Source organism: Natronoarchaeum sp. GCM10025703, assembly GCF_042661985.1.
Lineage (GTDB): Archaea > Halobacteriota > Halobacteria > Halobacteriales > Natronoarchaeaceae > Natranaeroarchaeum.
In genome coordinates this window covers 311,203-325,220 of record NZ_JBHSZF010000001.1, presented here as the reverse complement: position 1 = coordinate 325,220, position 14,018 = coordinate 311,203, and the positions used below count along the sequence as shown (strand labels likewise).

Below are 14,018 nucleotides of genomic sequence, written 5' to 3'. Positions count from 1 at the left end.
CGCAGCCAAATCAGTCGCGGACATTCAGAGCGGTCCGACCTGAGGGTCGGACGCGCACTTTTCGTTCGTATTCGTCGACTAGCCGGTCGACGGTTGTCCGTGACCTCCATCCGTGGGCGGCACGCCGCGGACGGGTGGCCTTGTTCCAGGGACCATGGAGCCGCGTCCCTGTCTCGCAGACACATGCAGCTCCCCAAACGACATTATGAGTAATAACGACAGCAATCTCAATCCCGACGTAGACCGCAGAACCGTTCTCGGCGGTGTGGCAGGGCTCGGCGCTCTCTCGCTCACCTCGATGCCGTCGACAGCAGAACTGATGGACCAGCACGCCGAAACGCACGCCGACGGGGCGGACTCCCACCATCCGGGCCATCCACGGTTCGTCGAAGTGGGCGAGACGCTCTCGAACCCTGCAGACGTCGGCGGCTGGTCGTACGATGCCCGCGACAATCTCGCGCCACGGATCCCCGACTTCGGGCGCGACCCGGAGAACTACGACGCCGGCGATTTCGAGTGGTCGCTCGCGGAGAAACCGTCCGACAGCGACGCGGAACTGACGTTCGAGCGGACACACGACTCCGCCTCGGTCACTCGCTACTCTACCGGTGACGAGAACGTCAGCGAATTCGAGGCCGATGTCCCCGGAACGTACGTCGTCCAACTCGACGCGCCCGACGGGACACACCGGATGACGATCCACGCGTTCCCGGAGGGTGACGGTGCTCGTCCGAAAGTCGAATTCGAGGGTGAAAACGACGGCGACCAGTTCGTCCTTCAGTCGAACCCTGAACTCGCACCGGCAAGCCGGGCGTCGACGGACGACCTCGAAGTCGTCTTCCTCGCCGACGACCGAGACGCGCTCGAAACGGCCGATATCGAGAGCGACGGCGACGAGGCACACGTCCCGACGAGCGCCCTCGACGGCGAGACGGCCCGCGTCCACGTCGCCGCACACGACGGACACGCGCGGAGCATGATCGATACCGTCGAACTCGATCCGGACGGCTCGATCCACTATCCGAACCGTGCACCGGAGTGGATGGAAGACGGCGTCATGTATCAGATCTTCCCCCGATCGTGGGCCGGTGAACGCGGCCAGACGACGTTCGATACGATCATCAACGGCGATGCTGGCACGGGCGCTCGCGGCCTCGACTATCTCGACGAACTCGGCGTCGACGCGGTGTGGCTGACGCCGATCGTCCCGGCCGAGAGCGTCGACAAACTGTTCCTTAACAACAACCTCTCGAACTTTACCGAGGACCAGCCACCGGGCGGCGGTCCCCACGGCTACGACTCGAACGACTACTTCGGCATCGCCGAGGACCTCGTTCCGGAGGGGAAGGATCCGGTCGAGTCCTACAAGGAGTTCGTCGATGCGTGTCACGAACGCGACATCAACGTCATCTTCGACATCGTCATCAACCACGCTGGCCGTGGCCATCCGTTCTTCCAGGACACGATTGCCAGTCAGGACGAGGAGCGAACGCAGGCACTGCTCGACGCCAACTTCGAGTATCCGGCGATCAACGAGTGGAACGAGGACTCGAAGTACTTCGACTGGTGGGACCGCGTCGAAGCGGCCGGGACCGTTCAGGGACTCCAGCAGAACCCGACGGCCGAGATCGCCGATCCCATCCCGACCAACACCGGCTTTTTCGGCCTGCGCGTGATGCCGAACTGGAACTACGACAACGTGGCCGTCCGCGAGCACATGCTTGCAATCGCGGACTTCTGGTCGGGCGAAGTCGGTGTCGACGGCTTCCGCTGTGACATCGCGTGGGGCGTCCCCAACAGCATGTGGAAGGAGATCCGCGAGGTCGTCCGCGAGAACAACAGCGAGTACCTGATGCTCGACGAGACGATTCCGAAGGATCCGACGATGTCCGAGAACGCCTTCGACATGCACTTCGACACCGAGGGCTTCACCGGCACGTCCCACTCGGTCGCGGCCGGCGACACCGGTGCCCAGTCGCTCGTCAGCGACGTTCAGGAACGCGAGAACCAGGGGTTCCCGAACTCCTCGCTGATCCTCAACCTCATCGAGAACCACGACGAGGAACGCCTGCTCAACAGTACGGTCGTCAACGCGAACGACCCGCCGGAGGATCCCTCGGAGATCCCGGACGAGGAGTGGGAGACCGGTGCGAAACGACAGCGCGCCGCCTGGGCGGCCGGCGTTGGCCTCCCCGGCGTCCCGTCGGTCTACTACGGCCAGGAGCGCCAGATCAGCCGCTGGGGCGAGAGCCGCTGGCCGGCGAGTTCGCTCGACGCGTTCGAGGAGGACAACCGTGGTCGTAACGACGCTGGCAACATCAACACCGGTGCAGACGTCCGTGAGGGCGGCAAACAGCGCGCGTTCATGAACTGGGACGAGTACGACGAGGAGCACCTCCAGTTCTACAAGGACGTCATCGAGACGTACCACGACCTGACGCGCTCAAACCCGCCGCAGAGCTCCGGAACGCGTACGCGTTCACGCAGGACAACCCGAACATGATCGTCTTCGGTCGTGACGCCTCCGAACTCGACGACGTCGACGGTCCGGAAAGCGTGATCGTCATCGCGAACTTCGAGGAGAATCCTATCTCGCCGATCCTGCGACCGGAGGTCGATCCGGTCGATCAGGTTACCGGCGAGAACATCGCGACCAGGGAGAGCGACACCGGCGTGACCGTCGAGATCGACACGTTCGCCGTGCTGGAGACGCCCTCGCTGTTCTCGGTCGGCGACATGCTCATCGAACTCAGTGCCGAGCGTGGGACCGACGCCGGTCCCGGCACCTACGAGTATCCGACCGGCAACGACTTCGACGACGGCGTCTTCGATCTGACGCGGTTCGACGTCCACCAGTCGAAAAACGACTTCCAGTTCGTCGTCGAAATCGACGGCGACCTGACGAACCCGTGGGACTACGATCACGGCCTCTCCCACCAACATCTGCAGGCGTATATCCGTGATCCCGACGCGAGCGGCGGGTCGACTGATGCGCGCGAGGGTGTCAATGCGACCTTCGCGGCACCCTATCAGTACCGCCTCGTCGCCGACGGCGAACACGGCGTTCGCATCGAAGATGCCGACGGTACCGAACTCGCAACGGGCGAACTGACGATTAACAACGCCAACGAGGCGATGCTGGTCGAGTTCCCCAAAGACTCCATCGAGGGCAGTCTCGATCAGATGGAGGTCGCACCCCTGCTACTGGGCTACGACAACTCGGCGGCCGGCAACGTTCGCCCGGTCGAAACTGAGGTCGGTGCAGAGGTCTTCGGTGGTGCCGAAAACGATAGTGCGCCGAACGTCATCGACACGGCCGGGGACACCCCGACTGCGGACGCGCTGGCATACGCCGACGGCACGCTCGCGGAGATTCCGTACTCCTCGCTCGTCGCCGAGTTCGAGGAGGTCGAAACCTTCGAGACCGGTACGGGCGGCGCGCCGTACGGTCCCGACCAGTACACCTACCCGACCGGTGGCGACTTCTACGAGGGCACCTGGGACGTCGAGACGGTGACTGTCTACGAGTCGCCTGCTCGAGTGCGCTTCGAGTTCACGATGGCGGCCGACATCCAGAACAACTTCGGCCTCGATCCGGTCTCCCACCAGTTCGTCCAGATCTACATCAACTCTCCCGAGGCAGCGGTCCGACGGGGACCGAGGGCCGAACGGGGACGAACTTCAACACTGCAAGCCCGCATCACACCCGCGTGCTCGCACACGGCGAAGGGACGGCAGACGTCGAAGACGCCGAGGGCGAACCGGTCTCCGGTGATGTCGAGTACTACCAGACCGACTCGGACAAGGTCGCGGTCGACTTCCCGAAGAGCGCGGTCGACTGGACGGACAACGTCGCCTTCGCGGCGATCATGACGCCGTTCGACGGGTACGGCGAGGGCGGCATCCGGGCGATCAACCCCGAGCCTGCGGAGTACGCCATCGGCGGCGGAATCGAGGGCGCTGACGACCCAGCTGCGATGGATCTCCTCCTACCGGAGGGCGAGACTCGCGCCGACGTGCTCGCGTACGACGCGGACACCACGCCCGCAATTCCGCTCGTCCCGCTGGGCGACGCTGCGCCCGAACCGGCAAACGGCGACGAGAACGGTGAGGAAAACGGTGAGGAGAACGGCGACGAGAACACCGAGGACGAAGACGACGGCCTGCCCGGCTTCGGCATCGCCGCGGGTGCGGCCGGCGTCAGTGCCGGCGCACTCGCCGCCAAGCGCCTCTCCGAGGACAGCGAGGACGACGAGGAGTAACCTCACTGTCGGCCCATTCTGCGGTTCTCTGCGCGCGTTATTTTTATCGAACACTGTCCGTCGATAGCCGCATCGCTCTCCGGGAGCGTTCGACTCTCCTCGCAAAAAAACGGCCGACACCCGATAGCCGGAGCGCTCCTACTCGGAGGCTTCCGGTGCCGCAATCGACGCAATAGCGATCTCCATATCGACGTCCTCGACGTCCCACGTCTTGCGGTGGCCGTCGTCGACGGTACCGACTTCGTCGGCACGAACCTCCTCTGCGATCAGGTCCTCGTGGTCCGCCACCAGATCGGCGACGCGGTCGTCGTCGATGTCGACATCGAGGCGGATCGGCTCCTCGATATCCAGATCCAGTTCCTTTCGCATCTCCTGGACCCGCCGGATCACCTCGCGGGCGTAGCCCTCGCTCTCGATGTCCTCGGTGAGCGCAGTATCGACGTAGACGACGCCGAGGTCGTCGCCGTTTCGGCTGAAGCCGGTTCCGGTGACGCCCTCCGGCGTCTCGGTGACGAACTCGACCATCGAGTCGGTGAGTTCGTCGTCGTCTTCCAGCACGTCCTCGACTTCGGCTTCGAGCGCGTCGAGGGACTGCTCGTCGACGCGGGCCTCGTTGAGCGCGTTCATGACCTCGCTGGCGCGGCCGCCGAAGGCCGGGCCGAGTTCGCTCATGTCGGCCTCGGCGCTATACTGGAGTTCGCCCCAATCGTCGCCTGTCCCGACGAGTTGGATCTCACGGGCGTTCAGGCGGTCAGCCAGCAGGTCGCGGTGACGCTCGACGGCCTCGACGCTTCGCTCGTCGTTGGCCGCAACGACGGCCCGCGTGACGGGCCAGCGCAGTTTCCGTTCGGCCTTCTGCCGGGCGTTCGACCCGGCCTCCTCGACGGCCCGCAGGAGGGCAACATCGGTCTCCAGTTGCTCGTCGGCCCAGTACTCCTCGGCCTCGGGCCAGTCCAGCGCGTGGACAGTATCCTTTCCGTTGTCGCCGGTGAGCGTCCGATTGATCTCCTCGCTGACCAGCGGCGCGAAGGGTGCGAGCAGTTTGACGACCGTGCTCAGGACGTGATAGAACGTGGCGTAGGCGGCCTGTTTGCTAGCCGAGCCTTCGTCGTCCCACATCCGCTCGCGGACTACCTGGATATAAAACCGCGAGACGTCCTCGACGACGAACTCCAGCAGCGAGTCGAGCGCGCGGTCCTGGCGGTACTCGTCCCAGGCCTCGGTCATCTCCGAGATGACGGTCTGGAGCCGTGCAAGCACCCACTCGTCGACGAGTTCGAGATCGGAATCGACATCATCGAGCGTCGTCGTTCCGGCGGTTTCACCGCCTTCACCTCGTTGCGACTCCGTCGCAACGCCCGGCTCAAAGCCGTCGAGTCGCATGTACTCCAGCGGGAACCGGAACACGTTCCAGAGGATGTTGAGATTGCGCTGCATGCTCTCTGTCTCGTCCCACGAGAAGCGCATGTCCTCGCCCTGTGGGTTGACCGAGAGGAGGAACAGGCGCATCGGGTCCGCGCCGTACTCCTCGATCACTTCGTCAGGCTCGACGGTGATGCCTTTCGACTTGGACATCCCGCGGCCGTCGGGCATGTTGGCGTAGCCGTGCATCACGACGTTGTCGTAGGGTACCTCGCCCATCGCCGCGGTGCCCATTCCGAGTTGGGACCAGAACCAGCCACGCGTCTGGTCGTGGGCCTCGATGATGAGGTCGGCGGGCCAGAGGCGGTCGAAGTCCTCCTCGTTGCTGGGGTAGCCGATGGTACCCCATGTGGCAACCGAGGAGTCGAGCCAGACGTCGAAGACGTCGGCGACGCGGCTGTACGTCCGGCCGTCCTCGGTGATCGTTAGCTCGTCGACGGTGCCCTTGTGCAGGTCGACGTCTGCGGGATCGATCTTCTGGTCGGCGCGCTCGGCGAGTTCCTCGCGGTTGCCGATCACGATGGCGTCGTCCATCGAGCCATCCCAGTTGCCCGGGAGCCAGATGGGAACCGGAATACCCCAGTAGCGTTGGCGTGAGACGTTCCAGTCCGGTGCATCCTCGACGAAGTCGCGGAAGCGGTTGTCGCGCGCCCACTGCGGGTACCACTCGCTGTCCTCGATGTTCTCCAGGAGTTGGTCTTTGATATCGGTGATCGTGATGAACCACTGGTCGGTGACGATCTGGATGATCCCGGTGTCACACCGCCAGCAGTGTCCGTAGCTGTGATGGGTCTCGCCGGAGTGGAGCATCGCCCCCTTCGCTTCGAGGTCAGCGATGATCGCCCCGTCGGCGTCTTTGACGAACTCGCCGGCGTATTTGCCCGCTTCGTCGGTGTAGACGCCGTCCCCGCCGACCGGACAGAAGATGTCCAGACCGAGTTCGCGACCGCGCTCGAAGTCCTCCTCACCGTGGCCGGGTGCGGAGTGGACGAGTCCCGTTCGGTCCGCTTCGACGTACTCGGCAGTGTACACCTCGAACGCGCCGTCGCCGCCGGGGTGATCGACAGCATCGGCGAGCGGATGGTCGTACTCCCAGCCGACCATCTCCTCGCCGGTGACCTCCTCTATGACCTCGTAGTCGTCGTAATGGCCCTCCCGCAGGACGTCCTCGACGCACTCCTCGGCGACGTAGACGACCTCCTCCTCGCCGTCCTTGGTGGCCCGCACGCCCTGATAGGTCAGATCGGGATCGGCGGCAACGAACGTGTTCGCCGGAATCGTCCACGGGGTCGTCGTCCAGATGACGAGTTGGCCCTCGCGATCGACCAGATCGAACTTCACGTAGACCGACGGGTCGGTGACGTCCTCGTACTCGACCTCGTTGTTCGCGATGGCAGTCTCACAGCGGGGACACTGCGAAATCGAGCGCTGGCCCTGCTCGACGAGGCCCTTTTCATTGGCCTGATTGAACCCCCACCAGGCCGCTTCCATGTACTCCGGGTCGACCGTCTTGTAGGGGTCGTCCCAGTCCATCCAGACGCCGAAGGACTTGAAGTCCGATTCGAGTCCTCTAGCTGTTCGTCGGCGAACTGCTTGCACTCCTCGATGAAGGCTTCCTCGCCGAACTCCTGGATGTCCTTTTTGTTCTCGAAGCCGAGGCGCTCCTCGACTTTCGTCTCGATGGGCAGGCCGTGCATGTCGTAGCCTGGCCGGTCCGTGACGTCGTAGCCGGACATCCGGAGATAGCGGATGTAGGCGTCCTTGAGCGTCTTGTTCCACGTCGTTCCCATGTGCGCCGCGCCGGAGGTGTACGGCGGCCCGTCGACGAAGAAGAACTCCTCGTTACCCTCGCGTTCGGCTTTCGCTTTCTCGTAGGCGTCGACGTCGTCCCAGTACTCGAACGCGCGGTCCTCGACCGCGTCCGGATCGTACTGGTCGTCGACTTCCCGAAATCGGTCCATACACGCCCTATCTCACTCCTAAAACAAAGGGCAATCGGTACCCCGCTGTGGATCACGCCCCGGAGCAACAACGGCTTGCCGTGATCACTCGGCGTCTTCGTCAGTCCTGGCCAGTCGCTTGCCTGCCAGCAGTGCCCCGCCGATCCCGGAGATGCTTGCACCGATCCCGAACCCGGGGAGGTCGTCGTCGGTATCGTTCGTACTGTCGTCAGTGCCGTCCGCGTCCGGTTCGGCCCCGCTGTCGCCGGTTTCAGGCGCCTCGGATCCCTCATCCTCAGCGGCGTCGTCGGTGCTCCCTTCGTCAGCGTCGACAGCAGTGCTGTCGTCGGTCGCGCCATCATCGGTGCTCTCGCTTTCGGTTGTCTCGTCCCCCTCGTCTGTCCCACTGTCGCTGGAATCCGTCGAGTCACCGGTTCCACTGTCATCAGAGTCAGTGGTATCGTCGGATCCACTGTTGGCAGTCTCAGTGGTGTCGTTGGTTCCGTCGTTGGTGGAATCAGTGGTGTCGTTGGTTCCGTCGTCGGTTCCGTCGTTGGTGGAATCGGTGGTGTCGTCAGTTCCGTCGTTGGTGGAGTCAGTGGTGTCGTCGGTTCCGTCGTTGGTGGAATCGGTGGTGTCGTCAGTTCCGTCGTTGGTGGAGTCAGTGGTGTCGTCGGTTCCGTCGTTGGTGGAGTCAGTGGTGTCGTCCGACCCGCCATCGTCGCGCGATTCCTCGTCCGCTGTCCCGTCGAAGCCGTCCTCCCAGCCCTGATGTGCCGGCGCGAGGTCGGCATCGGTGTGATTGTCGCCCGTCTCCCAGATGTCGCCCGAGGCACCTTCGGGGCCGCGTCGCGTCTTCCAGTCGAACGCGCCCGGATCGTCGATGGTGACTTCCCACACGTCTCCGCCCGCGTGGTTGCCCTCGATACCGGTGCCCCAGTCGGTAAGTGAGCCGCTACTACCGGTGACGTAGACCGACTCGCCGTCCGCGGTCGGTGCCTCGATCCGGATGGTGAGTTCGGCGTCCCCGCTGCCTCCGTTACTTCCATCCCCGTCGTCGATAGAGTCGTTCTCCTCGGACGGGTCGCTGGCGGCGTCGTCGGGGGCGTAGACCGCCCACCCGCCGGCCGGTACAGTGATCTCCGCCCGCCCGTCGCCGTCGGCGACCGTATCGCTGGCGTTGCCGGTGTACTCCTGTAGCGGTTCGTCGGCCCAGGGGACGTCGATCCGCTCGCTTCGCTCGCTGCCGCTCTTGTTGAGCGCGACGACGGCGTTGTCCTTGCGCTCGTAGACGATGACGTCCGCGTCAGCGTGGTGGGTAATCGCGCGGCCGCCGAGCAGATTGGTGCGGATCCAGAGCAGATTGCGGAGCCCCGGATCGTCGAACTCGAGCAGGTAGTTGTAGAGTCGCGGATACCCCTCGTACGTGAGAACGAACGCCCGAGCGAGCGCTTCGAGTTCGGGCGGCGCGCTGTCGTGGTTGGCGATCAGAGTGAGCGACTGGGTGGGGTTCTGCGCGACGTAGCCCGCGTCGCTACGGTCCAGCGCACGGAAGTCGCCGCCGCTGGTGAACGCCTCGTACTTCATCGTGTAGAACAGCGGGTAGTCGGTGATGTCCATTCCCGTCCGGGCGTACTCGTCGACGTAGCCGATCGGATCGAACAACACCTCGCCGACGGTGTAGAACCCCAGTTCGTCGGCCCAGGGGTTGAGGTACTCCTCGAAGACCCAGTTGTGGATGTGCTTGGCGGCATCCCAGCGTACGCCGTCGGCACCGCAATCCGCGAGCAGTTGGAGGTAGTCGTAGGCGAGGTCCTGAACGTGTTGGGTCGTCCAGTCGAGCGATGGAAGCCCCACGAGGTCGTGGTCCTCTATCGCCTCCGGGTCACACTCCCACTGGTTGGGATCTTTCGGTTCGCTGCCGTTATAACAGCGGTCGTCGCTCGAATCGAACGAGTACATCCAGCCCTCGATACCGCCCTCCTGATAGAACTGTTCGGAGTCGAGATTCGGGAAGTCGTCGAGAGCAATCCCGGCCCCGTTGTGATTGAGCACGACGTCGACGATCACGTCGACGCCTTGGGCGTGGGCCTCGTCGATCATCGAGCGGAACTCGGCCTCGGTGCCGAACTCGCTATCGAGGGATGTGCGGTCGTAGGGCTGATAGCCGAGCGGCGGGTGATGGGGGTACTCCGCGCCGTAATCGGGATGTTCCTTGCCCTGATCCGCTCTGGTCAGGACGCTCTCCTGTGGCGGGGGGACGTGAATCGCGCCGAACCCGGCGTCGGCGACCTGGGCCATGCTGGCTTCCACCTCCGTCCAGTCGGTGTGAAAGTACTGCAGCATCGCCGTTTCGGTGGCGGTGCTGACGGCAGCGGCGCTTGCGCCCGCCCCACCGGCGACTGCCGATCCCATCGTCGCTCCCCCGACGCCCTTGAGGACGTCACGGCGATGTACAGGTGTGTTACCTTCGCGCATTGTATTGATTACAGATAAATCTTCAAGATATAAATGCTTGGTGATAAATTACAACATTTGTCAATGGTGTACTCAAGGCGGACCGCTCCGAATCACTGCCTCGTGATCGCAGTCCCGCGGTTGGATACTCTCTCAAAACAAGGCCCGCTCGTCGTCCGCTTGATTGGCCTCGGCTGTCTCTCGGCGGGAGTCGATAGCTCCTCGAAAACAGTCAGTGACGTGTCAGTTAGTCTTGAACGACGCTGAGGGTGGCCGGGATCAGTTTTCCGTAGCCGAGCATATACACGCCTGCGTACAGACACAGAATTCCCATGCCGGCGAGCCAGAGCGCGACCGTGGTCTCACCGCCGGACAGATACAGGTAACTGTTCAATTCGGCGACGAGACCGACTCCCGTTACCACTACGGTAAGGGCGAAATACGCAAGCAGTTCGACCAGCACTTCGAGTTGCATGTCCACAAGAACGATATCGGCTGATATTACTCTTTTGTTCGCTCTCATCTCTCCACTCACTACCAAGAAGTTTATAACTGATCGACGGACGAAGGGGCATATGGCACATACGTCGGGTCGCTATGGCGACCTCAACTATCCCACGCTGACGAAGTACGGGTTTCTGCTCGGAGTCGGACTGTTCATCGGCGGTGTCGTCGGGGAGTTACTGTTCGCAGGCGTCTTGCTCTCTGATGTACCGGGCTGGACACACACGCTGTTTTTCGATATGGAAGCGATCGGCGTCGTCGTCGCGTTCCTCTCTGTCGTCGTCTTCGGCGTCATCCTTCCGCTGACGGAGTAAGCAGAGTATGACGCAGTTCCCCGCCTCTCGCAACGTCCTCGAACCTGACTGTTCGCGCTGCTCGGCGCTCACTGAATCCCGGGAGTGCATCTCGTGGGGCACCGGTCCGCTCGACGCGAGCGTCGTGGTCGTTGGCGAGGCTCCCGGCGCAGGGCTACCGCCGGACGACGCGTCCGACGAGCGCTGGCGCGGCGGCAACTGGACTGGCAAAGCGTTCACCACGCGCCACTCCGGGCGGCGGATCCGCAGGCTACTCGCCGACGCAGGCTACGGCGAGGACGCGTACTTCACGAACGCCGTCAAGTGCTTTCCCGAGGGCGAAGACGGGTCGAACCCCGAACCGACGGACGAGGAACGGCGGACCTGCAGGGGCCACCTCGAAACCGAACTCGAAGGAATCGACCCGGACGTGCTCGTCCCCGCTGGCAAACACGCCACCCGATCGGTCTTCTCGCTCGCCGAGCGCTCGCTCGACGGCTTTCTGGACTGCGTTCTCGACCCTGTCGACCTGGCGGGAATCGATCCGGCCGTTCTCCCCGTCCTGCACCCGTCCTATCGGGACGTCTGGATCGCTCGCCTCGGCTACGACGTCGAGGAGTACGTCGCTACGTTCGCCGAGCGACTCGACGCGCTCATGGAGTGAGGGCGTGGGCAACGTTTTTGCTATCGGCCGCCGAGGCATTCGAGTATGAGCGAGGACTGCATCTTCTGTGCGATCGTCGACGGAGAGATTCCGAGCCACACCGTCTACGAGGACGACGAAACGCTCGCGTTCCTCGACGCCAACCCGCTCGCCCCCGGCCACACGCTCGTGATCCCGAAAGCACATCACGAGACGCTGAACGCCCTCCCCGAGGATCTCGCCCCGAAAGTGTTCGATACCCTCCACTCCCTCGTCCCGGCCGTCGAGGACGCGGTCAGTGCCGACGCCTGCAACGTCGCGTTCAACAACGGCGAGGTGGCTGGCCAGGAAGTCCCTCACGTCCACGGCCACATCATCCCCCGGTTCGAGGGCGACGGCGGCGCGCCGGTCCACGCCATTGCGGGCGACCGCCCGGACCTCTCGGACGACGACCTCGACGATATCGTCGAAGATGTCAGAGAACGAACCTGAACGCGTCCGCGGGCGTCGGTGCGAACGAAAACGCGTTTAACCGACGCCGGAGTTCCATCGGGTATGATCCTCAGCGGACGCCACTCCCAGTCGATCGCGGCCGAACTGGCGGAGCGGCTTGACGAACCGCTCGCGCCCGTCGCATTCGACCGGTTTCCCGACGGCGAGTTGATGGCAGCATCGGCGACGTGACACCGGCGGACGGCGAGCGGGCTATCGTCGTCGCCTCGACGCCGAGCAGCGACGCACACATCGAACTGCTCCAGCTTCAGGACGCCGCCCACGAAGCCGGCTACGGGGAGGTCATCACCGTCGTCCCATATCTGGGCTACGCGCGACAGGACCAGGCGTTCGAGCAGGGCGAGCCGGTTTCGGTCCGTGCAGTGGCCCGGGCGATCAGCACGGGCGCTGATCGGGTGCTGACGATCGACCCCCACGAGGAGGACGTCTGTGACTTCTTCGACCCACCTGCGACGCCGATCAGCGCGGCCGCTCGGCTCGCCGAACCGCTGCCTGAGGACCTGATCGATCCGCTCTTTCTCTCCCCGGACGCCGGTGCGATCGATCTTGCCGAGACGGTCCGGGAGGCCGCCGGTACCGGGACGGTCGATTACTTCGAGAAGACACGACACTCCGGCTCCGATGTCGAAATATCGCCGAGCGACACGAGCGTCGACGGCCGTGACATCGTCGTTGTCGACGACATCATCGCTACCGGATCCACGATGAGCGAGGCCCTCACCATTCTCCAGGAGCGCGGTGCAAACCGGGTTTTCGTCACTTGCATCCACCCGTTGCTCGCCGGCAACGCGGTCACGAAACTCTCGCGGGCTGGCGTCGATACTGTCTACGGTACTGATACGCTCGAACGCCCCTGCAGTGCCGTCAGCGCCGCGCCAGTAGTCGCCGACGCGCTTGCAGATCAGCTCTGAGTTTTCACGAGAATTTATAAACGATCGGGCGGCCAGCCACCGCGTGCGCTGACTCTTTACCACGACGCCGGTCTGCGCGGGTGCGTGGCACGCCGCGTCGTGACGTCTTCGTGCCGCCTGTTCGCTCTCTCTGCTGGCAACCCTACAGCTCCGACAGCGCCGCCTCGATCTCGTCGTAGTCCGGGAACTGCGGCCACTCCTGGGCGACCCAGGCGTACTCGACGACTCGCTCATCGTCGAGCAAGTACACCGCCGGGCGTGGCTCCGACACGCCGGTCATCCCGTCGAGGTCGTTGGGAATGCCGTACTCGACGGCGACGGTGTTGTTCGGATCGCTGAACAGGTCGTAGTCGATCCCACGCTCCTCGATCAGCCGCTTGTGGGAGTACGGATCCGATATCGACAGTCCGACGATCCGGACGTCGAACTCGGTCTCCCACTCTCGGCCGCGAATTTCGTTCCAGATGTAGGTCGCCGGAAACGCACCGTCCATCGTGTAGAAGACGAGGAGCACCGGCCCATCCTCGGTCAGGTCCGATAGCGACCGGTCCTCCCAGAACTCCTCGTTGACGAGCGGCCGGGTAAAGTCGGGTGCAACGTCGCCTTCCTCGACGTGGTCTCGCTCCGGCAGGTCGACGACGTCGAAGTCGAGTTCGACCATTAGGCGCTCCCCCGTACGTCCGTTCGAGATAGTCGACGATGTTCGCACTCTCCGTCATCGTGACGCCGGTCGACTCGTCGACGATTGCGGGAACCGTCCGTTTCCCGCTTATTCGCTTGACGACGTCTCGGTCGGAATGCATCGGTTCGACGAACCGGGATTGGTAGTCCAGCTCCAGTTCGTCCAGCATCCGTGTGACGCGCTCACAGAAGGGGCAGGCCTGGAGGCGGTAGAAGGTGATCGGTGTCTCGCTCATAATCGACCAGTGGGTCTGGACGGCTGAAAACGTTGGCTTCGCGGCGATCGATCTCACCTCTGATCGGATCGACCGACGGTTCACCACCACCTGATAATCAGGGAATAACCGCGTCCGGTTGCTCCAGGCACCCCTCTCAGCCTCACAAGAGTTAAT

At 63.8% G+C, this 14,018-nt stretch carries 8 protein-coding genes and 4 pseudogenes; 7 read left to right on the top strand and 5 right to left on the bottom strand.

Annotated features, from left to right (window positions below; translation table 11 throughout):
• The first annotated feature begins 205 nt into the window (after positions 1 to 205).
• From ACFQH2_RS01760 to ACFQH2_RS01750, 3 genes and pseudogenes are all read left to right on the top strand, one after another.
• On the top strand, positions 206 to 2,503 hold the full coding sequence (locus ACFQH2_RS01760; RefSeq protein ID WP_377076383.1) for an alpha-amylase family glycosyl hydrolase: 2,298 nt from the start codon (positions 206 to 208) through the stop codon (positions 2,501 to 2,503).
• Positions 2,500 to 3,639: pseudogene (locus tag ACFQH2_RS01755) on the top strand (glucodextranase DOMON-like domain-containing protein); the annotation flags it as partial. The gene ACFQH2_RS01760 and the pseudogene ACFQH2_RS01755, both read left to right, overlap by 4 nt.
• Before the next feature lie 71 nt (positions 3,640 to 3,710).
• Positions 3,711 to 4,262 carry a glucodextranase DOMON-like domain-containing protein gene (locus tag ACFQH2_RS01750; protein WP_377076382.1) on the top strand — a complete coding sequence of 184 codons (552 nt, stop codon included), beginning with the start codon at positions 3,711 to 3,713 and terminating at the stop codon, positions 4,260 to 4,262.
• Between the two features lie 138 nt (positions 4,263 to 4,400).
• Here the strand turns inward: ACFQH2_RS01750 and ileS are convergent.
• The 3 genes and pseudogenes from ileS to ACFQH2_RS01735 form a co-directional block, all read right to left on the bottom strand.
• Positions 4,401 to 7,645 (bottom strand): annotated as a pseudogene (gene ileS, locus ACFQH2_RS01745) (isoleucine--tRNA ligase).
• An 84-nt stretch (positions 7,646 to 7,729) separates the two neighbouring features.
• Positions 7,730 to 10,102 carry an alpha-amylase domain-containing protein gene (locus ACFQH2_RS01740; protein WP_377056233.1) on the bottom strand — a complete coding sequence of 791 codons (2,373 nt, stop codon included), beginning with the start codon at positions 10,100 to 10,102 and terminating at the stop codon, positions 7,730 to 7,732.
• Between the two features lie 226 nt (positions 10,103 to 10,328).
• On the bottom strand, positions 10,329 to 10,556 hold the full coding sequence (locus tag ACFQH2_RS01735; RefSeq protein ID WP_377076381.1) for a hypothetical protein: 228 nt from the start codon (positions 10,554 to 10,556) through the stop codon (positions 10,329 to 10,331).
• A 100-nt stretch (positions 10,557 to 10,656) separates the two neighbouring features.
• Between ACFQH2_RS01735 and ACFQH2_RS01730 the strand changes: the two genes are divergently transcribed.
• From ACFQH2_RS01730 to ACFQH2_RS01715, 4 genes and pseudogenes are all read left to right on the top strand, one after another.
• Positions 10,657 to 10,899 (top strand): hypothetical protein, encoded by a 243-nt coding sequence (locus ACFQH2_RS01730; RefSeq protein ID WP_377056229.1) that lies wholly within the window; start codon positions 10,657 to 10,659, stop codon positions 10,897 to 10,899.
• 7 nt (positions 10,900 to 10,906) lie between these two features.
• Entirely contained in the window at positions 10,907 to 11,542 is a 636-nt protein-coding gene (locus tag ACFQH2_RS01725) for a uracil-DNA glycosylase (RefSeq protein ID WP_377056227.1), read from the top strand.
• A gap of 45 nt (positions 11,543 to 11,587) precedes the next feature.
• A complete protein-coding gene (locus ACFQH2_RS01720; RefSeq protein ID WP_377056225.1) occupies positions 11,588 to 12,013 on the top strand; it encodes an HIT family protein in 426 nt (141 codons plus the stop codon).
• Between the two features lie 63 nt (positions 12,014 to 12,076).
• Positions 12,077 to 12,945: pseudogene (locus tag ACFQH2_RS01715) on the top strand (ribose-phosphate diphosphokinase).
• A 142-nt stretch (positions 12,946 to 13,087) separates the two neighbouring features.
• On the opposite strand, the gene ACFQH2_RS01710 reads toward ACFQH2_RS01715, so the two are convergent.
• Together ACFQH2_RS01710 and ACFQH2_RS01705 are read right to left on the bottom strand one after the other, a co-directional pair.
• Positions 13,088 to 13,606 (bottom strand): redoxin domain-containing protein, encoded by a 519-nt coding sequence (locus ACFQH2_RS01710; RefSeq protein ID WP_377056221.1) that lies wholly within the window; start codon positions 13,604 to 13,606, stop codon positions 13,088 to 13,090.
• 10 nt (positions 13,607 to 13,616) lie between these two features.
• Positions 13,617 to 13,862, bottom strand: a pseudogene (locus tag ACFQH2_RS01705) (glutathione S-transferase N-terminal domain-containing protein); the annotation flags it as partial.
• Positions 13,863 to 14,018 lie beyond the last annotated feature (156 nt).

Coding starts and splice junctions, on each gene's coding strand:
- ACFQH2_RS01760 (WP_377076383.1), top strand. CDS start 206: ATGAGTAATAACGACAGCAATCTCAATCCCGACGTAGACCGCAGAACC.
- ACFQH2_RS01740 (WP_377056233.1), bottom strand. CDS start 10,102: ATGCGCGAAGGTAACACACCTGTACATCGCCGTGACGTCCTCAAGGGC.
- ACFQH2_RS01735 (WP_377076381.1), bottom strand. CDS start 10,556: ATGCAACTCGAAGTGCTGGTCGAACTGCTTGCGTATTTCGCCCTTACC.
- ACFQH2_RS01730 (WP_377056229.1), top strand. CDS start 10,657: ATGGCACATACGTCGGGTCGCTATGGCGACCTCAACTATCCCACGCTG.
- ACFQH2_RS01725 (WP_377056227.1), top strand. CDS start 10,907: ATGACGCAGTTCCCCGCCTCTCGCAACGTCCTCGAACCTGACTGTTCG.
- ACFQH2_RS01720 (WP_377056225.1), top strand. CDS start 11,588: ATGAGCGAGGACTGCATCTTCTGTGCGATCGTCGACGGAGAGATTCCG.
- ACFQH2_RS01710 (WP_377056221.1), bottom strand. CDS start 13,606: ATGGTCGAACTCGACTTCGACGTCGTCGACCTGCCGGAGCGAGACCAC.